Annotated in this window: 14 protein-coding genes and 2 pseudogenes; 7 read left to right on the top strand and 9 right to left on the bottom strand. The window is 71.7% G+C overall.

Annotation, left to right across the window (positions count from 1 at the left end):
* Positions 1–43 precede the first annotated feature (43 nt).
* The gene (gene der / locus BLT97_RS11835) at positions 44–1,525 is read left to right on the top strand and encodes a ribosome biogenesis GTPase Der (RefSeq protein ID WP_245769260.1); all 1,482 of its coding nucleotides are present in this window, start codon (positions 44–46) and stop codon (positions 1,523–1,525) included.
* A 72-nt stretch (positions 1,526–1,597) separates the two neighbouring features.
* Here the strand turns inward: der and BLT97_RS38985 are convergent, their stop codons facing one another.
* Complete coding sequence (locus BLT97_RS38985) at positions 1,598–1,864, bottom strand: hypothetical protein (RefSeq protein WP_093608928.1); 267 nt, start codon at positions 1,862–1,864, stop codon at positions 1,598–1,600.
* Positions 1,865–2,340: 476 nt separating this feature from the next.
* Complete coding sequence (locus tag BLT97_RS11825; RefSeq protein WP_093608926.1) at positions 2,341–3,120, bottom strand: hypothetical protein; 780 nt, start codon at positions 3,118–3,120, stop codon at positions 2,341–2,343.
* A 562-nt stretch (positions 3,121–3,682) separates the two neighbouring features.
* Between BLT97_RS11825 and BLT97_RS11820 the strand changes: the two genes are divergently transcribed.
* Both BLT97_RS11820 and BLT97_RS11815 read left to right on the top strand, forming a co-directional pair.
* Positions 3,683–4,312 (top strand): transglycosylase family protein, encoded by a 630-nt coding sequence (locus tag BLT97_RS11820; protein WP_342742720.1) that lies wholly within the window; start codon positions 3,683–3,685, stop codon positions 4,310–4,312.
* 100 nt (positions 4,313–4,412) lie between these two features.
* On the top strand, positions 4,413–5,018 hold the full coding sequence (locus tag BLT97_RS11815; RefSeq protein ID WP_093608922.1) for a LysM peptidoglycan-binding domain-containing protein: 606 nt from the start codon (positions 4,413–4,415) through the stop codon (positions 5,016–5,018).
* A gap of 40 nt (positions 5,019–5,058) precedes the next feature.
* Here the strand turns inward: BLT97_RS11815 and BLT97_RS11810 are convergent, their stop codons facing one another.
* From BLT97_RS11810 to BLT97_RS11800, 3 genes and pseudogenes are all read right to left on the bottom strand, one after another.
* Entirely contained in the window at positions 5,059–5,739 is a 681-nt protein-coding gene (locus BLT97_RS11810) for an ATP-binding cassette domain-containing protein (protein WP_245769259.1), read from the bottom strand.
* A gap of 365 nt (positions 5,740–6,104) precedes the next feature.
* A complete protein-coding gene (locus BLT97_RS11805) occupies positions 6,105–8,846 on the bottom strand; it encodes a branched-chain amino acid ABC transporter permease/ATP-binding protein (RefSeq protein WP_093608920.1) in 2,742 nt (913 codons plus the stop codon).
* A gap of 200 nt (positions 8,847–9,046) precedes the next feature.
* Positions 9,047–9,490: pseudogene (locus BLT97_RS11800) on the bottom strand (hypothetical protein); the annotation flags it as partial.
* Positions 9,491–9,780: 290 nt separating this feature from the next.
* Here BLT97_RS11800 and BLT97_RS11795 point away from each other — a divergent pair.
* Both BLT97_RS11795 and BLT97_RS11790 read left to right on the top strand, forming a co-directional pair.
* The gene (locus BLT97_RS11795) at positions 9,781–10,341 is read left to right on the top strand and encodes an MTB12 C-terminal domain-containing protein (RefSeq protein WP_245769258.1); all 561 of its coding nucleotides are present in this window, start codon (positions 9,781–9,783) and stop codon (positions 10,339–10,341) included.
* Positions 10,342–10,345: 4 nt separating this feature from the next.
* Positions 10,346–11,650: an ABC transporter substrate-binding protein gene (locus tag BLT97_RS11790; RefSeq protein ID WP_093608918.1), complete on the top strand. Its 1,305-nt coding sequence runs from the start codon at positions 10,346–10,348 to the stop codon at positions 11,648–11,650.
* 31 nt (positions 11,651–11,681) lie between these two features.
* On the opposite strand, the gene BLT97_RS11785 is transcribed toward BLT97_RS11790, so the two are convergent.
* A complete protein-coding gene (locus BLT97_RS11785; protein ID WP_093608916.1) occupies positions 11,682–12,857 on the bottom strand; it encodes an epoxide hydrolase family protein in 1,176 nt (391 codons plus the stop codon).
* Positions 12,858–13,028: 171 nt separating this feature from the next.
* Here BLT97_RS11785 and BLT97_RS11780 point away from each other — a divergent pair, with 171 nt between their 5' ends.
* Positions 13,029–14,072, top strand: coding sequence for a helix-turn-helix transcriptional regulator (locus BLT97_RS11780; protein ID WP_107407010.1), 1,044 nt, complete (start codon positions 13,029–13,031; stop codon positions 14,070–14,072).
* On the opposite strand, the pseudogene ctaD reads toward BLT97_RS11780, so the two are convergent.
* Positions 13,972–15,648, bottom strand: a pseudogene (ctaD, locus tag BLT97_RS11775) (aa3-type cytochrome oxidase subunit I); the annotation flags it as partial. The gene BLT97_RS11780 and the pseudogene ctaD sit on opposite strands and share 101 nt — an antisense overlap.
* Positions 15,649–16,085: 437 nt before the next feature.
* On the opposite strand from ctaD, the gene BLT97_RS11770 reads away from it, so the two are divergent.
* Entirely contained in the window at positions 16,086–16,301 is a 216-nt protein-coding gene (locus BLT97_RS11770; RefSeq protein ID WP_093608912.1) for an I78 family peptidase inhibitor, read from the top strand.
* Positions 16,302–16,443: 142 nt separating this feature from the next.
* Here the strand turns inward: BLT97_RS11770 and BLT97_RS11765 are convergent, their stop codons facing one another.
* Together BLT97_RS11765 and BLT97_RS11760 are read right to left on the bottom strand one after the other, a co-directional pair.
* On the bottom strand, positions 16,444–17,469 hold the full coding sequence (locus tag BLT97_RS11765) for a phosphatase PAP2 family protein (RefSeq protein ID WP_093608910.1): 1,026 nt from the start codon (positions 17,467–17,469) through the stop codon (positions 16,444–16,446).
* A gap of 217 nt (positions 17,470–17,686) precedes the next feature.
* Positions 17,687–18,841, bottom strand: a complete 1,155-nt coding sequence (locus BLT97_RS11760) for a glycosyltransferase family 39 protein (protein WP_245769257.1) — start codon at positions 18,839–18,841, stop codon at positions 17,687–17,689.
* Between the last annotated feature and the right edge of the window lie 152 nt (positions 18,842–18,993).

The raw sequence follows: 18,993 nt of genomic DNA, 5'->3' as shown, positions 1-18,993 counted from the left end.
CCTGCGTGGTCCATCGATGACGGATGACAGAGGTACGGACTTCATGAACGACCAGATCCCCGCAGAGGGCGCGCACGAGCACGAGCACGACCACGGCGCGCTCGGCGACGCGGAGTACGCGGAGTTCATGGAGCTCGCCGCGGAAGAGGGCTTCGACCTCGAAGAGGTCGAGGGCGCGATCGAGGAGGCCGGGCACGGCCCGCTGCCCGTGGTCGCCGTCGTCGGCCGCCCCAATGTCGGCAAGTCGACCCTGGTGAACCGCATCATCGGCCGCCGCGAGGCGGTCGTCGAGGACAAGCCGGGCGTCACGCGCGACCGCGTCACCTACGAGGCCGAGTGGGCGGGCCGCCGCTTCAAGGTCGTCGACACCGGCGGCTGGGAGCAGGACGTCCTCGGCATCGACGCCTCCGTCGCCGCCCAGGCCGAGTACGCCATCGACACCGCGGACGCCGTGATCTTCGTGGTGGACTCCACGGTCGGCGTCACCGACACCGACGAGGCCGTCGTCAAGCTGCTGCGCAAGGCCAAGAAGCCCGTGGTGCTCTGCGCCAACAAGGTGGACGGCCAGAGCGGCGAGGCCGACGCGTACTCCCTGTGGTCCCTCGGCATCGGCGAGCCGCACCCGGTCTCCTCGCTGCACGGCCGCGGCACGGGCGACATGCTGGACGCCGTGCTCGAGGTGCTGCCCGACGCGCCGGCGCAGACCTTCGGCGGTCCCGCGGTCGGCGGCCCGCGCCGTATCGCGCTGATCGGCCGTCCGAACGTCGGCAAGTCCTCGCTCCTCAACAAGGTGGCGAAGGAGGACCGCGTCGTCGTCAACGAGCTGGCCGGCACCACGCGCGACCCGGTCGACGAGCTGATCGAACTCGGCGGTGTCACCTGGAAGTTCATCGACACGGCCGGTATTCGCAAGAAGGTCCATCTGCAGTCCGGCGCCGACTACTACGCCTCGCTGCGTACCGCCGCGGCCGTGGAGAAGGCCGAGGTCGCGGTCATCCTCATCGACGCCGCGGACTCGATCAGCGTCCAGGACCAGCGCATCGTCACGATGGCGGTGGAGGCCGGGCGTGCGATCGTCATGGCGTTCAACAAGTGGGACACCCTCGACGAGGAGCGCCGCTACTACCTCGAGCGCGAGATCGAGACCGAGCTGGGCCAGGTCGCCTGGGCGCCGCGGGTGAACGTCTCGGCGCGCACCGGCCGCCACATGGAGAAGCTGGTCCCGGCGATCGAGACGGCGCTCGAGGGCTGGGAGACCCGCGTCCCCACCGGCCGCCTCAACTCCTTCCTCGGCGAGCTGGTCGCCTCCCACCCGCACCCGGTCCGCGGCGGCAAGCAGCCCCGCATCCTGTTCGGTACGCAGGCGGGCACGAAGCCCCCGCGGTTCGTGCTCTTCGCCTCCGGCTTCATCGAGGCCGGCTACCGGCGGTTCATCGAGCGCCGGCTGCGCGAGGAGTTCGGCTTCGAGGGGACGCCGATCCACATCTCGGTGCGGGTGCGCGAGAAGCGCAGCAAGAAGAAGTAGCCGGTCGGTTCCGGTCGTACGAAGGCCCACCAGGCGACTGCCGGGTGGGCCTTCCGCGTGCCGTACGGGGGCTCAGCGCTCCCTGCGCGGCCCCGGGGGCAGCGCGGCCGGGAAGCCGCCCGGGCGGTGCGCCATGTGCTGCCAGGTCGGTGGTGGCGGCTCGTGGCGCGGGTGGCGCGGTGGGGCCTGCGGCATGTTGCCGAAGGCGGTGAAGCCCAGGTCCTCCTCGCCGGTCCGGTCGCCCGGGAGAGCCTTGAACGACCTGCGCCACTCCGCATAGAGGTCGTCGTAGATCGGTGTGGCGGAGTGGCTCGGGGGCGTCTCCCCGGAGGGACGCATGCCGGGGATCGGGTGGCGGGAGGGGTCGTAAGGCTGCACGTAGGTGCCAACGACCCCACGCCGGTTGGGATGCGGGACGGGCCGTACCGACCTCGGCTCCGATGTCCCCGGGCCGGCTCCGTACGCCGTCCCCGCACTGGCTCCGTACGCCTTCCCCGTACCGGTCGCGGACGGTGTCCCCGTACCGATTGCGGACGGTGTCCCCGTACCGGCTCCGGACGGTGTCCCCGCCGGTGTTCCCGTACCCGCTCCGGCCGGGACCATCTGGCGTCCAGGGGTGGCCGGCCGCCGATCGGACGTGGCCGGCAGGGGCCGCAGATCCGCGGCCACCGGCCGTGCGTCCTGGGGCGCCGCCACCGACAGGACGTGCCGGCTGACGACCCTTCGCAGGCCGTCGGGGATCGCGGTCGCCGGCAATGCGTCCGGACCCCCGGGCCTGAGCGCCCCGTCCCGGCCCGCACCGGGGCCGGGGGACGTCACGTCCCGGCCAGCGGCATGGCCGCGGTCACCAACTGGCCGTTCGCCGCGGCCTTGTCGAGCGCGTCGCGCAGCAGGTCCTCGCGCGGCTGACGGCCGATGGAGCCCACCGGGGCGGCGAACACCAGGACCTGGTTCGTCTTGTTGGCCGCCGCGCGCCATCCCTCGGTGACATGGAGCGGCTGGTGGGCCTGCCACCAGGCCACCTGGCCGCCGCTCTCGCCGGGCATGAGGACCGCGTGCAGCTGGCCCATCGCGAGCAGCACGGACCAGCCGCCCAGCGCGGACGGCACTTCCTTGACCTGGCTCACCGGCATGAAGCCCTGCTCGATCAGGAGCGGCAGGAAGTCGTCCCCGCCCCCCGTGGCGCCGGGGCGGGCGATCGGGCCGGTGGGCTCGACGACGAGGGCGGGGTGCAGGTCCCCCTCCAGGAGCACCAGGCCGCTGGTCACGCCGAGCACGGCCTGCTCGGGCTGCTCGGCCTGCTCCTGCGCGGGGGCCTCACCGCCGGTGATGGACTGGACCGCGCCCTGCAGCTGCTCCTCGGGGACCTGCACGACCTGCGAGGGCAGGCACGTGGCGTGGGCGAAGGCGAGGACGGCGGTCTCCTCGCCGACGAACAGGACGGTGCTGGTGCGCTCCTGCTGGCTGTCGCCCGGGGTGCGGCAGGACGTGCAGTCGTAGCTGCCCGGGGAGTTGTCGCCGGTGAGCAGGCGGTCGGCCTCCTCGTCGCCGATCTCGGCGCGTACGTCGTCGCTGACGTCGAGCATGCGCTGCACGGGTGCTCCTCGGAAGTCGGTGCGTCGCGTCGCCGGGAGGATCCCGGCACGGGGGAGCGGTCGATCCGGACCCCCCGGAGAGCCCGCAGGCTCATGAAGAGCACAACGGGTGAACCGTGGCGCAAGTCACGCAGTCGAGCGAACGGAATCGCACCATCCTCAGCGCACGGTGAAGCTCGCGGCGGAACCGCTCACTCCGCGTCAATTGCTGCTGTGTGCACAGAAGTTGAGCCGGTGAGGTGAGTCACAGATCGCGAGGGCTCGTGGTCGACAAATCCGGAAATCAAGGGTTCTAGTGGGTGGCCGAAAATCGCCGCTACTTCGGGTAAGGGTCAACTGGCCTGGAATGACAAGGATCCGGTTGATACCGGGGCGAGCAGGTCCCTAGATTCCACCGCCGTGTGCAACGAGCACCGCTCGGGTACGTCCGCCGGCCGCACCAAGCCAGCTCCTGCAGCACCCGCCGGCGGACGGGACGCGACGGCTCACCGGTGTCGGATACGCCGGAGCCGTGGCGTCCAGGGGGAGCCCGGGTCCTGCGAGAGGGATCTTTATGTTCGCCATGTCCGCACGTCCCAAGCGCAGTCGGACGACGGCCGTGCTCGCCGGGGCCGCTCTGGCCGCCCCACTGGGCCTGTTCGCGGCGAGCGGCGAGGCAGCCGCGGCCGACAGCGGAGTCTGGGACCGCATCGCCCAGTGCGAGAGCGGCGGAAACTGGCACATCAACACCGGCAACGGCTACTACGGAGGCCTGCAGTTCTCCGCCTCCACCTGGCGGGCCTACGGCGGCGGCAGGTACGCCTCCACCGCCGACAAGGCGACCAGGTCACAGCAGATAGCCGTCGCCACCAAGGTGCAGAAGGGGCAGGGCTGGGGCGCATGGCCCACCTGCTCCAAGCGGGCCGGAGCCTACGGAAGCGCACCGGCCGTGAACGCACCGGCCAAGCCGAAGTCCGCACCGTCCAAGCCCAAGGCGGCACCCAGGAAGACCGAGCCCAAGTCGTCCGACCGCGCGAAGAGCCATACGGCACGCGGCGGTTCGCGCGACTACACCGTCAGGAGCGGCGACACCCTGGGCTCGATCGCCGCCGCGCACGGCACGACCTGGAAGAAGGTCTACGCGGCCAACAAGGCCGTGATCGGAGGGGATCCGGACCTGATCCTGCCGGGCCAGCGCCTGGACCTTCCGTAAGCACGCGGGGCGCCCCGCCCGGTCCTCCGACCGGGTGGGGCTGTCCCGTACCGGGGCGCGGCACTCCGCCGGCCCGCCGCGCCGCTGCTTAGCGTGACGCATGCCGAAGACCCGTCTGTGGACCCTGGGCCTGCTGGCCCTCCTCCTTCCGCTGCTGCCGACCGGCGCGCACGCCCTGACCGCACCGCACACCGACCCCGCGCCGCCGGCGGCCGGCCCGGGCGCGGCGAGCACCCGCACGTACTTCTTCGAGGTGCCGTACGACTGCGCGGTGAAGGCGTGGCCGTGGAACTGCCTCGCCGAGTGCGAGAGCAGCGGCCGCTGGAGCGCCAACACCGGCAACCAGTACTACGGCGGACTCCAGTTCTGGCAGCCGACCTGGGTGGAGCACGGCGGCCTCAAATACGCCCCGCGTGCCGACCTCGCCACCCGCGAGGAGCAGATCAAGGTAGCCGAGGAGGTCCTGCGCACGCAGGGCTGGGACGCCTGGCCGGTCTGCTCCGAGCGGTACCGCCTCGACGGCCGCATGCACACCGTGAAGCCCGGCGAGACCCTGTCCTCGATCGCCCGCCGGTACGGGGTCAAGGGCGGCTGGCAGGCGCTGTACCAGGCCAACCGCCAGATGATCGGCCGCTACCCGGACCGCCTGAACGCGGGCACGCTGCTGCAGATCCCGGAGCGGGTGGGGGCGCGGCGGGGGCTTTGAGTGGTGGCACGCGAGGTCGGGCGCTGTGAGGCGAGGCCCGCTAGTGGCGCCCGGTCCTCGCCCGCTCGGCCCACTCCGCCGCCTCGCCGCTGAACACCACCGCGCCGCGGCGCAGTTCGTGCACGAGGACGGGGTGGGCCGACGGGGTGCGCAGGGGCGGGGGAAGGCGCTGTTCGGCAGTGACGACGGTGGCGTCCAGAGTCGACAGGAGTTCGTACGTGCGGGCCGAGACCGCCGGGGACATGCCCTGGGCCGGCTCGTCGAGGAGCAGGACCCGGGGGCGGGCGAGCAGCGCGGCGGCCACGGCCAGCATGCGCTGCTCCCCGCCCGAGAGGGTGGCGGAGCGGCGGGGGAGCAGGGCGCGCAGCTCCGGATAGGCGTCGAAGGCGGGCGCGAACTCCCCCTCCGGTGCGGCCAGTTCGAGGTTCTCCCGGACGGTCAGCGAACCGAAGACGGCCTGCCGGTCGGGCACGAAGCGCAGACCGCGCGCGGCCCGCTCGTGTGCGGGCAGCCGTGTCACGTCCCTGCCCCGCCACCGCACGCCGCCCTCCGCCGGCCGCACGGTCCCGGCCAGGGCGCGCAGCGCCGTCGTACGGCCCGAGCCGTTGCGTCCCAGGAGCACGGTGACACCCGGGTACGGGGCGGCCAGGTCGACGCCGTGCAGGGCTTCGAGCGGTCCGTAGCGCACGCGCGCCCCGTACAGCCCGATCTCGGCGCTCACCGCGGCGGCTCCTGGTCGGTTCGGGTGCTCACAGCGGCTCCTTGACGGTTCCGGTCTTCACGGGTGCTCCTCGCTCATGCCGGTCTGCACGGTGCTCCTCGCCCACGCCGGGCCTCGCCGATTCCGTCGGGCATGAGCGCGCCTCGCCGATACAGGCGGGGGTCGTCGCTTCTCGCAGACGCCGGTGGTGGTCGCCGCTGCTTCTCGACGGTGCCCGCGGTCGCCGCTGCTTCTCGACGATGCCCATCGCCCTCGCCGCTCCTCGCCGTCCTCGCCGATGAAGGCGGCCGCCGCCGACGCACGTGCGCACCGCTGCCCTCGGCCGGTGCCGGCCCTCGCGGGCCCTTGCCCCACAGATGCCGGTGTCACGACCGGTCCCCGACCGTACGGGCCGCCGCGTCCAGCACCCGGTCCGCGGGGCCCGTGGCGACGATCCGGCCCGCGCTGAGCACATGGACGGTGTCCGCGAGGCGGTCCACCAGGTCGAGGTCGTGCTCCACGATGAGCAGGGCCGTGCCCTCGGCGGCGAGGGCGCGCAGGATCCGTGAGAGGCCCTCGACCTCCACCGTGTCGAGGCCCGCCGCCGGTTCGTCGAGGAGCAGGACGTGCGGAGAGCCCGCGAGGGCGCGGCCGAGTTCCACGCGGCGCAGGATGCCGGTGGGGAGGTCCGTGGCGGGCTGGCGGCTGAGCGGTCCGTCGAGGCCGAGCAGGCGCAGGGTGCGGTCGACGGCGGCCGGGTCGCGTACGCGGCCCTGTTCGGCGCCTACGCGCAGGTTCTCCTCGACCGTGAGGGAGGGGAAGACGGCCAACTGCTGGAAGGTGCGGGCGATCCCGAGCCGCGTGCGGGCGTGCGCCGCGCGGCGGGTGATGTCACGGCCCGCGAACTCGACGCGCCCCGCGTCGGGCCGCACCGTGCCGGCGAGGCAGTGGAACAGGGTGCTCTTGCCCGCCCCGTTGGGGCCGACCACGGCGGTGATACGGCCGGGCGTGACCTCCAGGGAGACATCGTCGAGCGCGGTGAAGTCTTCGTAGACGACGGTGAGTCCGCGGGCGGTCAGCGGGCCGGGAGGAAGGTCCGCGGGGCGGGGGCCGGTGCGGCGGGGCGCGACGGACGGGTCGGCTCCCTTGGCCCGTACGACAGCAAGGCCTTCCCGGCTCGGCACGGGCCGACCGACTCCCTTCGCGGGCGGGCCGGGAGCGCCTCCGCGCCCCCGCACATCCGGCGCCTGCGACGTCTCCGCACGCGCCGCCTGTGCCACCACCCGCGCCCGCACCGCCTCCCCGCTAGCGCTGAGCCGCAGTTCCCGCCGGGGCGCGCGCAGCCGCTCCGTCACGGTCCGCAGCGCCTCGTACGGGCCGCCGGGAAAGCGCCCGACGAGGACCGCGAGCACGCCGATCACCGCGGCCGCCACCCCGCCGCGCGTGCCCGCGTCCAGCCCGACCAGGAGGGCCGCCGCGCCCAGCGCGCCGATCACCGAGTCCGCGCCGAGCACCACCACCGCCGCGAACCACAGCAGCCCGCGCACGGGGTCGAAGGCCGCCGGGTCGAAGGCCCGCAGCCCCATCCCGAGCATGCCGCCGCCGAGGGCCGCGAGGGCCGCGCCCGCGACGAACGCGCCGAGTTTCAGGAGCGGTACGGGGACCCCGGAGGCCGCCGCGCCCGCCTGGTGGTCGCGCAGGGCGGCGAGCGCGCGTCCGGTGCGGCCGCGGCGCAGCAGCAGGACACTGAGCAACGCGCCGGTGAGCAGGGCGAGTTCGAGGACGTAGTACGCGCGGTCGCCGCCGAAGCCCGCAGGGCGGGCGATGCCCAGGCCCGAGGCGGCGTACGGCTGGTCGAAGACGAAGCGGCTCACGCCGACGCCGACGGCGAGCGTGGCCAGCGCGAGGGCGAGCCCGTGCCGGCTGATCGCGGGCCGGCCGGTGAGCAGGCCGAGCGGGGCGACCAGGAGCACGGCCACCGCGAGCGCGGCGAGCGGCGGCAGTTGGGGCAGCCCGGGGAAGCGGCCCGCCGCGAGCAGCGCCGTGAACAGCGCGCCCAGGCCCGCGTACGCCGCCTGCCCGAGCGAGATCTGACCGCCGCGCCCCGTGACCACCACGAGCGACAGGAGGACGACGGCGAGGGCCGGCACCTGGACCGAAGTGTGCAGATCCGATCCGGCGAACCCGAGCGGCAACAGGAAGAGCACCCCGGCCACCACCCACACCCCGGCAGGCGTGCGGACCCGGGCCGTCGCGGTGCGCGGCAGCGCGTCGCGTCCGCCGATCCCGGGCAGCACCAGCGCGGACACCAGAAGCGCGACCACGAACAGGTTCGCGCCCACCGCCTGGAGCAGCGGCTCGCCCCAGCCCGAGGGGTGCAGCCGGGTCAACTGGGCCTGCACCACGCCGAGTCCGAGCGCCACCGCCACCGCGATCGGCAGGCTGTGCATGCCCGCGCCCACCGCGACCGCGATCACCTGGAGGACAAGGAGCGTCAGACCGTACGGATCCAGGCGGACCTGCGAGGCGAGCAGCACCCCGGTCAGACCCGCCGTGAACGAGCCGAACGCCCAGCCCGCCGACGCCACCCGGTCCGCGTCGATCCCGCGGAGCACCGCGAGCGGACGGTTGTCGACCACGGCGCGCAGCTCGCCGCCGAACCGGGTCCAGCGCGTCACCGCCCACACCCCGGCCGCGAGCGCGAGCACGATCGCCAGCTGCACCCACGGCTCGTCGCCGAGCACCTGCGGCGCGTCCGGGCGCGCCCCCTGCCCCCACACCAGCGCGGCCCCGCCGACGAGCAGCACGAACACGCCGATCGAGGCGACGAGCGTCTGCACCGGATCGCTGCCGAGCAGCGCGAGCGGCCGGAACACGGCCCGCTCCAGGAGCAGTCCGAGCCCGGGAGCCAGCACGCACAGCGTGACCGTGACGCCCAGCCACAGCGGCCAGCCCCACTCGACGGTGAACTGCCGCAGGAGATACGCGCACACCATCGCGACCGCACCGTGCGCGAGGTTGAGCACTCCGGTCGCGCGGTACGTGACGATCAGGCCGATGCCCGTCAGGGCGGCCGCGCTGCCGACGGCGAGCCCGGCCAGGGTGAGGTCCCACGTCAGGGAGTCCACGCTCAGGACTCCGGGCCGCCGGGCTCGGCGGTGCGACCGGGCTCGGCGTTGCGTCGGGGCTCGGGTGTCTGTCCGGGCTGGACGGTGCGACCGGGCTCGGCGTTGCGTCGGGACTCGGCTGTCTGTCCGGGCTCGACGGCGCGTCCGGGCTCGGCGGTGTGCCCGGCTTCCGCGCCGCGTCCCGGCTCACCGCTCGCGTCCGGCTCGCAGATCGGGCAGGGCCCCAACTCCCCGTCCGCCACGGCATGCGCGTCGGCCGGCACCGCCTCGGGCTTGCCCGCCACGAGCGGGCAGTCGGCCCGGTGGTAGAGCGTGCCGCCCGGTACGAGCAGCAGCTCGCGGCTGATGGCGGCCGGCTGCACGGGCGCGGGCGGCGGTTCCTCCTCGTGTACGAGCAGCGCGTACAGTGCGTCCATCCGGGCCGCGGCCGCCGCGCTGCGCGCCTGCGCCACGAGCACCGCGCCCGCCACGATCAGCGCGGCGCCGGGCAGCGTGCAGGAGGCCAGGTACGGCACCTGGCGCTCGGCGAACCGCTCGCCCGACACCCCGTACCAGCCGATGACGCAGAGCACCGCGCCGAGGGCCGCGGCGCCGAGGCCCGCCCACAGCAACGGGTGCACTGTCCGCAGTCGATCCGTCCGCATCCGGGCCCCCAGGGGATCCGGCCGCCGGACAACGGGCCGTCGCCGGACCAACCGTCCGTCACCGCAGCACGGTCCGCACCGGAAACCGTCCGTTGTCTAGTCAGCCGTCTGTCTGTTCTTGTCAGCCGATCGCTTGCACTATGCCTTCGTGAACGCTCGCACCGTGCTCGCACTGTGCCTTCCTTGAACGCTTGCACTATGCCCTCTTGAAGCTGACCCTGAAAGCACCGGGCACCGCCCGGTCCGACACCCCGGTGGTGAGCCTGATGGTCCTCGGGAGCAGCCCCCACATGCGTTCCAGGACACGCCTCGCCGCGCTGGCCGCGGCGGCCGTCCTGGTCATCGGCCCGGCCGTGACGGCCTGCGGCGACGACGGGGGAGGAGGCGGCGAGGATCCGCCGCCCACCCCGCCGAAGGACAAGACGAGCAGCGCGCCCGCCGACCCCACCAGCGCCTCGCCCTCCGAGGAGGAGGGCGGCGGGGGACAGCCGGAGGATCCGGCGGCGGCCGAGAAGGAGATCAAGACCAACTTCGAGAAGTTCTTCGACCCCAAGGTCAAGATGGCCGAGAAGGAGAAGTACATCGAGAACGGCAGCAAGATGCGCCCCGTCCTGCAGGCCTTCAGCGGCGACGAGCGCGGGGGACAGGTTTCGGCCAAGGTCGGCAAGGTGGAGTTCACCTCGCCGAAGGACGCCAAGGTCACCTACGACCTCGCCCTGAACGGAGCCACCGTCCTGCCCGGCAGCTCGGGGACCGTGGTGGAGCAGGAGGGCACCTGGAAGGTGTCGGTCAAGACGCTTTGCGGACTGCTCGCCATGAGCGGCAACACCTCGCCGCTGCCCGGCTGTTGAGCGGATGAGGCGGGGTGCGGCGAGGGTGCGCCGCGGAGCTGTCCTGTCCGCGGCGCTGCTCGCCCTGCTCGCCGCCGGCTGCGGCAGCCGGCTGCCGGAGAGCGAGTTCACCGGCCGGCCCACGGGACCCGAGCAGCCCGCCGACACCTCGCCCCTGCACGTCGGCATCATCACGAGCGAGACGAGTCCGGTGGGCGGCGATGCGTTCACCGGGCCGCGTGACGGGGCGAAGGCCTACTTCGAGCGGCTGAACGCCCGCGGCGGGATCGACGGCCGCAAGGTCGAGGTGCACACCTGCGACGACGGCGGCACCGGCGTCGGCAACAACGAGTGCGTGCACAAGCTGGTCGACGAGCGGAAGGTCGTGGCGCTCGTCGCCACCACGACGCTCGACTACGAGGGCGCCCCGCTGGTGGCCGAGGCGGGGGTCCCCGACATCGGCGGGCAGCCGATCGGGCCCGCGTACGACACGTATCCGCACCTCTACTCCGTCTACGGCTCGCTCGCCCCGCGCAAGGGCGGCAAGGCGGGCTGGGACGGCAAGCAGTACGGCGGCACCGAGATCTACCGCTACTTCAAGCGCGAGCACGGTGCCCGCACCGCGGCCGTGGTCTCGTACAACCAGGCCGCGTCCGCCGGATACGCGCAGCTGATCACGCGCGGCCTGAAGGCCGAGGGCTACAAGGTCGTCACCGAACAGGTCGACCTGGCGCTGCCCAACTTCCGTGCGGTGGCGGCCGACTTGAAGGAGCAGGGCGCCGACCTGGTCTTCGATGCGATCGACACCCACGGCAACGCCCAGCTCTGCAAGGCGATGGACCAGGTGGGCACCAGGGTCACCGCCAAGGTCACCAACGCGCAGAACTGGAACTCCGACGTCGCCGAGGTCTACAAGGACTCCCCGCGCTGCCGCAACGCGCTGTGGGTGACGGGATCGAGCCGCAACTTCCAGGACCCGGACAGCGCTGCGGCGAAGGAGTTCCGCGCGGCGATGAAGGGCGCGGACCGGCTCTCGCAGTGGCAGCTCGAAGGATGGGCGGCCGCGATGTGGTTCGCGGACGCGGCGAAGTCCTGTGCCGGGTCCGGCGTGACGCGGGAGTGCGTGGACGCGTACATGCGGCGCGGCGAGCCCTACGACGCGGACGGTCTGCTGATCCCGGTGGTCTTCGAGCAGCGCGAGCGGCCGCCCGCGACCCGCCGCACCTGCCTGTCGGTGGCGCGCTGGCAGGACGGGCGCGGCTGGGTGACGCAGGGCGGCGACATGAACGCCAACTGCTTCGAGGTGCCGCAACTGCCGTACGAGCAGTGAGCCGGCTCAGCGGGAGCCGGCCCAGCCCTCGTCAACGCAGCGTGCGGAAGAACTCCCGGATGTCGCCGAGCAGCAGCTGCGGTGCTTCGAGCGCGGCGAAGTGGCCGCCCTGCTCGTACTCGTTCCAGTGCGTGATGTGGTTGAGCTCCTCGGCGAACCGGCGGATCGCCGCGTCCTCGAAGAAGTTGGCGACCCCGGTGGGGACCGGCGAGGAGGCGCTGGGGAACCAGTCGAGGACATGCATGTTCTCGTAGTAGATCCGGGCCGCCGAGCCGCCCGTGCCGGTCAGCCAGTAGAACATCACGTTGGTCAGGAGCGTGTCCCGGTCGACCGCGTCCTCGGGCAGCTCGGCCGAGGGGTGGGTCCACTCCTTGAACTTCTCGGTGATCCAGGCGAGTTGCCCGACCGGCGAGTCGCTGAGGCTGTACGCGAGGGTCTGCGGGCGCGTGGACTGCACCTTGTTGTAGCCGAAGCCCTCGTTCATGAACCAGTTGATCTTGTCGAGCCGCTTCAGCTCCTTCGCGGTGAGCTGCGCCTTGAACTCGTCGGAGACCGGGCCGAGCGGGATGAACCCCACGGACGCGGCGTTCACATGGATCCCGATCACCGCTTCGGGCTCGATCCGCCCGAGCGTCGGCGAGATGATCGCGCCGAGGTCGCCGCCCTGGGCTGCGTACCGCTCGTATCCGAGCCGCCGCATCAGCTCGTGCCAGGCGCGCGCGACCCGGGTGGCGTTCCAGCCCTTCTCGCGCGTGGGCCCCGAGAACCCGAAGCCGGGGATCGAGGGGACCACGACGTGGAAGGCGTCCGCGGGGTCGCCGCCGTGCGCGCGCGGATCGCTGAGCGGTCCGACCAGCTCCAGGAACTCCACGATGGAGCCGGGCCAGCCGTGCGTGAGGATCAGCGGCATCGCGTCCGGCTCGGGCGAGCGCAGATGCAGGAAGTGCACGGTGGCGCCGTCGATCTCGGTGACGAACTGGGGGAGTTCGTTGAGCGCGGCCTCGTGCTTGCGCCAGTCGTAGCCGGTGCGCCAGTACTCGGCCAGGGACTTCACATACGACAGCGAGGCTCCGTACTCCCAGTCCGTGCCCGGCAGTTCGTCGGGCCAGCGGGTCATCCCGAGCCGGGTGCGCAGATCGTCGAGCTGCGCCTGCGGGATGTCGATCCGGAAGGGGACTATGTCCGTGGGTGCAGTGGTCTCTGCCATGCGCAACAACGTAGCGAGGGTCGCGGACAACCACAGTCCTCATGCGGGCAGGAATACGGGAAGGAATACGGGCAGCTCTGCGGGCAGCAATGCGAGCGGCAACGCTGGCAGCACCGCTGGCAGCACCGCCGCCCGGACCCGGCAGCCGCGCACCATGGCAGACTCCACCGCATGCTCGAGACCTCCGCCCGCCTGCTCAAACTCCTTTCCCTGTTGCAGGCCCACCGCGAGTGGTCGGGCGCCGCGCTGGCCGACCGGCTCGGCGTCACCCCGCGCACCGTCCGCCGTGACATCGACCGGCTGCGCGAACTCGGCTATCCCGTCAACGCCTCACCGGGTACCGGCGGCGGCTACCAGCTCGGCGTCGGCGCCGAGATGCCGCCGCTGCTGCTCGACGACGAGGAGGCGGTGGCCGTCGCGGTGGGTCTGCGCACCGCCGCAGGACAGGGCATCGAGGGCATCGGCGAGACCTCGGTCCGCGCCCTCGCCAAGCTGGAGCAGGTGCTCCCCACCCGCCTGCGCCGCCGCGTCAGCACCCTCAACGCCTTCACGGTGCCGATGCTGCGCACGGCCCAGGCCTCGGCCGTCGACCCGGCCGTGCTCACCGAGTTGGCCGGCGTGTGCCGCGACGCCGAGCGGCTGCGCTTCGAGTACCGCGACCACAGCGGCGCCACCACCCGCCGCACCGTCGAGCCGCACCGCCTCGTGTGCACCGAACGCCGCTGGTACCTGGTGGCCTGGGACGTGGACCGCGGCGACTGGCGCACCTTCCGCGCCGACCGCATCACGCCGAAGCCCCCGCACGGCCCGCGCTTCGCCCAGCGCAGACCGCCCGCCGACGACCTGGCCGCGTACGTCTCGCAGGGCGTCTCGAACCGCGCCTACGACGCCCACGCCACGATCCGCCTGCACACCTCCATAGAGGAGGCGGCGCAGACCGTCTCGCCCTCCGCCGGCGTCCTCGATGCCGAGACCGAGAGCACCTGCATCCTGCACACCGGGGCCGCGAGCCTCGACGTCATGGTCATCCACGTGATGCTCATGGGATACGAGTTCGAAGTGCTCGCGCCCGCCGAGCTGAACGACCACATCAGGCGGAGTCGTGACCGCCTCTCCCGGGCTCTGGAACGGGGTTCGTCTCCCGCTGGAACGCCGCGAACTTCGGATGGTGCAGATCGAACGCCGGGGACTCCGAACGGATCCGCGGAAGCGTGACGAAGTTGTGCCGCGGCGGCGGACACGAGGTCGCCCACTCCAGCGAACGCCCGTACCCCCAGGGGTCGTCGACCTCGACCTTCTTGCCGTACTTGGCGGTCTTCCACACGTTGTAGGCGAAGGGCAGCGTGGAGAGCCCCAGCAGGAAGGCGCCGATCGTCGAGATCATGTTGAGCGCCGTGAACCCGTCGGCCGCCAGATAGTCCGCGTACCGCCGCGGCATCCCCTCCGCGCCCAGCCAGTGCTGCACCAGGAACGTGGTGTGGAAGCCCACGAACAGCGTCCAGAACTGGATCTTCCCGAGCCGCTCGTCGAGCAGCTTCCCGGTGAACTTCGGCCACCAGAAGTAGAAGCCGCCGAAGGTCGCGAAGACCACGGTGCCGAACACCACGTAGTGGAAGTGCGCGACGACGAAGTACGAGTCGGTGACGTGGAAGTCCATCGGCGGCGACGCCAGGATCACCCCCGTCAGACCGCCGAACAGGAACGACACCAGGAACCCCATCGCCCACAGCATCGGTGTCTCGAAGCTCAAGGACCCCTTCAGCATGGTCCCGGTCCAGTTGAAGAACTTCACGCCCGTGGGCACCGCGATCAGGAAGGACATGAACGAGAAGAAGGGCAGCAGGACCGCACCCGTCGCGAACATGTGGTGCGCCCACACCACGACCGAGAGTCCGGTGATGGCCATCGTGGCGCCGACCAGCATCACGTAACCGAAGATCGGCTTCCGGCTGAACACCGGGATGATCTCCGTGATGATGCCGAAGAACGGCAGCGCGATGATGTAGACCTCCGGATGCCCGAAGAACCAGAACAGGTGCTGCCACAGGAGCGCCCCGCCGAACTCCGCCTCGAACACCATCGACCCGAACCGCCGGTCCGCCTCCAGGACGAGCAGCGCGGCCGCGAGCACCGGGAACGCGATCAGGACGAGGATCGACGTGAACAGCACGTTCCACGTGAAGACCGGCATACGGAACATCGTCATCCCCGGCGCGCGCATCCCGATGATCGTCGTCAGGAAGTTCACGGCGCCCAGGATCGTGCCGAACCCGGACAGGGCGAGCCCCATGATCCACATGTCGGCGCCGATGCCGGGGGAGTGCTCCAGGCTGTTGAGCGGCGCGTAGGCGAACCAGCCGAAGTTGGCCGGCCCGGTGGGCACGAGCAGCGAGCCGAGCACGATGAGCCCGCCGAAGAGGAACAGCCAGTACGAGAGCATGTTGAGCCGCGGGAAGGCCACGTCGGGCGCCCCGATCTGGAGCGGCATGATCTCGTTGGCGAAGCCCGCGAAGGTCGGCGTCGCGAAGAGCAGCAGCATGATCGTGCCGTGCATCGTGAACGCCTGGTTGAACTCGTTGTTGGTCATCAGCTGGAGCCCGGGGCGGGCGAGCTCGGCCCGCATCATCAGGGCCATCAGACCGGCGATCAGGAAGAACGCGAACGACGTGATCAGGTAGAGATGCCCGATCTTCTTGTGGTCGGTGGTCGTCAGCCAGTCGACCACCACGCGCCCGGGCCGGCGCACCGGCACCGCGTCGGCGACCTCCTGCACGGTGTCCGTCGTCCCCATCGCTGCCCCCTCGCGTCGTCACGTCTGGGCCCTGGAGCACTCGCCATGATGCTCGCGCACGCCCCGGCTCCAACAGGGGGCGTACGCAAGGGAGTACGAACCAGGTGGCGAAGGAATGGAGAGGAGCGGCGGATTCTGTACGGGAACCATGAATTCCTCATGCGTCGTCAACTGCGGGCCGCCGCACGCCGATCGCAATAACGGAACAATCACGGGCCCCGGGTGGCCGCCGAATTGCCCGGGCTGCGGGCGGTCTTTACGACTACCCGTTCCTGGAATTCGAAACCCCTCGTTCGTGTGAAGAACTGCCGGATAAACCCCTGTCGTGAACCTGTGACACAAGCGTGACCGGCGAGGGACAGGTGACGCTCGGTGGCACCTGTGGGCTGGGGTGCCGCACTTTCCGTTCCCGTCCGAGGACGCCTACGGTGGGCCGTATGGCACCGATACCCACGCCCGGAGCGGAACCTCAGGACAACCTCGAGACCTACGTCGGCCTGGAGGCGCACAGCGCGGAGCAGCGGGCCCGCGAGCACGGGTGGAGCACCGTCAGGACGCTCCCGCCGGGCGCCATCATCACGATGGAGTACCTCGCGGGACGGCTGAACTTCGAGGTCACCGACGGCGCGGTGACGCGCTGCTGGAAGGGCTGACCCCTTCACCCCTTCTTCCGGATCCCTTACCCCGATACGGCACGGCGAAGGCCCCGGCTCGACGGATCGAGCCGGGGCCTTCGCTTCGCGGGGAGGTTGTGCGTACCGGCCCCCGCTGTCTGCGGCATCCCTCGCGGGACGGTCAGCCGCCCGTGACCGGGCTGGCCGGGGTGGAGCGGGCCACCCGCTCCGGATGCGGCCGGCGGCTGCCGACCGGGGTGACGGGCGCCCGCTCCGTACGGACCGGGTGCGCGCGCTCCGGATGGGCGCGGTCCGGGTGCGTGCGGTGGACGCGGGACTGGTGCACCGTCGCGGCGATCGGCTCGCGCGCCGGCACCTCGTCGTCGGCCGGGGCGCGCTGCGGGAACATCGCCGGGACACCGACCGGCAGCGCCGCCGCGGCCCTGCGCTCGCGGATCCGCTCGCGCAGCGCGAAGATCCAGGCCTCGGCGCGGGCGACCAGCGGCTCGAACCAGGGCAGCGCGAGCAGGATCAGCAGGCCCGCGGCCCAGCCGAGCATCACGTCGCTGAGCCAGTGCGTACCGAGGTAGACGGTGCTGAGACCGACGCCGAGCGCCACGATCGCGGAGACGGCCGACAGATAGCGCCGGGTGCGCTGGCTGGAGGCCAGGTACGCGAGGATGCCCCAGGTCACGACCGCGTTGGCGGTGTGGCCCGAGGGAAATATGTCGCCCTCGCCGAAGTGCCACATCTCGTTGGACCCGATCACCGTGGCGTAGTGCGGGCCGAGCCGGCCCATGCCGATCTTGGCGGCGCCCACCGTGACGTTGAGCAGCAGCAACGAGGTGCCGAGCATCAGCAGCGGCCGCAGCGTGTGCTGCCGCCAGGAGCGCCAGCCCAGCCAGGCCAGCACCATCACGGCGGTGGGGCCGCGCTGGCCGAGCACCACGTAGTAGTCGATGAAGGCGTGCAGCTCCGGCCACTGCTGGTACGGCCGGAAGAACATCAGCTGCCAGTCGAGGCGGACGAGCCAGGTGGTGTTGATGACGGCCACGATGATGAGCCCGTAGAACACCAGGGTCGAGCCGAGAAGCACGATCCGGTGCGGGCTCATCCGCGGAACATCTAGGTTCTGCGGCCGCTCAGGCTCACGGTCCAGACGGGCGAACAGCCGGTCCAGACGGGTGAGGTTTTGTTCGGTACGCACTCAATCGACGTTACAGCGGGTGAGCTGGGCTCCAGGCCGAAACGGTGTCTTTGTGATGACGATGTGATGTGGGATTGATCTCAGGCGGAGGTTTATTCCCGCCATCCGTCGAATAGCCCGGGACCTTCGTCCGCAATTTCATTGATCGATCCCGCAGCGGTTTTATCTCGCGTCCGGAATTCGTTCACCGGCAATCGGTGTGGAATTCTCCCGCCGCTCATGGCGGCCCCGAGCCGTTCAGCCACAGCGCCCCGTACACGGCGGAGGCCGCGCCCACGACCGCCAGGACAGCCGCCGACCTGGAGGTTCGCAGCCGCCCGAGCGCGACGGCGAGCGGCAGCAGCAGCGGGAAGGCCGGCATCAGGAGCCGCGGCTTGGACCCGAAGTAGCCCGAGGCGCAGAGCGCGAGCGCGACCACGATCCCGGTGTACACGAGCAGCGGCACCGGCTGCTTCTGCCGTACGCCCGTCACGTACAACCAGATCACGAGCACGACGCCGACGATCAGGCCGGCCCCGGCGAGCGCCGAGGGGAACGAGGTGAACTTGTCGGCGATGAAGCGGACGAAGGCGTAGCCGAAGTCGAAGCCGTTGCCCCACTGCTTCTGCACGTCGAGGTAGCCGAACAGCCCGCCGCCGGTCCGCTGCCCGACCCACAGCACGTACCCGGCCGCGCCGAGCGGCGCGAGCAGCGCGCCGAGCACCGGACGCCACGGCGCGCGCTTCTCCCGTACGACCCAGAGCACCGCGGCCACCCACAGCGCCGCCACCACCGCCATGCCGACCGGCCGCGTCAGCCCCGCGAGCGCCGCGAGCAGCCCCGCCGTCACCCACCGCTCCCGCAGCACCGCGTACAGCGACCAGGCCGCGAGTGCCGTGAACAGGCTCTCGCTGTACGCCATCGACTGAACGATCCCGACCGGAAGCACCGCCCACAGCGCCACCGCGCAGACCCCGGCCCGCCTGCCGTACATCCGGTCGGCGATCAGGAAGATGCCCCAGGCCGCGGCCAGGGAGGCCAGCCAGGCGACCACCATCCCGGCGTCCGCGTACGAGAGCGGGGTGAGGGCCGAGACCAGCCGCTCCAGCCAGGGCAGGAGCGGGAAGAACGCGAGATTGGAGTGGACCGTGCCGTCGGGCAGCGTGGTCTGCCAGCCGTAGCCGTGCTCGGCGACGCGGACGTACCAGAGCGAGTCCCAGCGCGCGGTCAGCAAGGTGTGTGGACTCTTGCCCGTGCCCAGGCACCACAGGGCGAGCACCGCCAGACCGAGCGCCCGCACCCCGGCGTACACGAGGAGCGCCGGTGCCGCGTGGCGCAGCGCGGCCGGCAGGCGCCCGGTGCGCCGGTCAGGTCGTTGATCGAGGTCGGTCACGGGCTCGATTATGGGCGCCGGTCCCGTGCCCGCCCGAACCGAGGTGCCACGTGTGTGCGTGTATAGGGCGAAGAAGGGTGGTGTATCCCACAAGCACCTCGCGTGCGCGTGAGAGATGGACCACGCGCACCAGCCGTGAACTCGCGTAATCT

The organism is Streptomyces indicus, from assembly GCF_900100315.1.
Taxonomy (GTDB): Bacteria; Actinomycetota; Actinomycetes; order Streptomycetales; family Streptomycetaceae; genus Streptomyces; species Streptomyces indicus.
The sequence above is the reverse complement of the archived record's forward strand: the minus strand, read 5'-3'. Positions and strand labels throughout refer to the sequence as shown.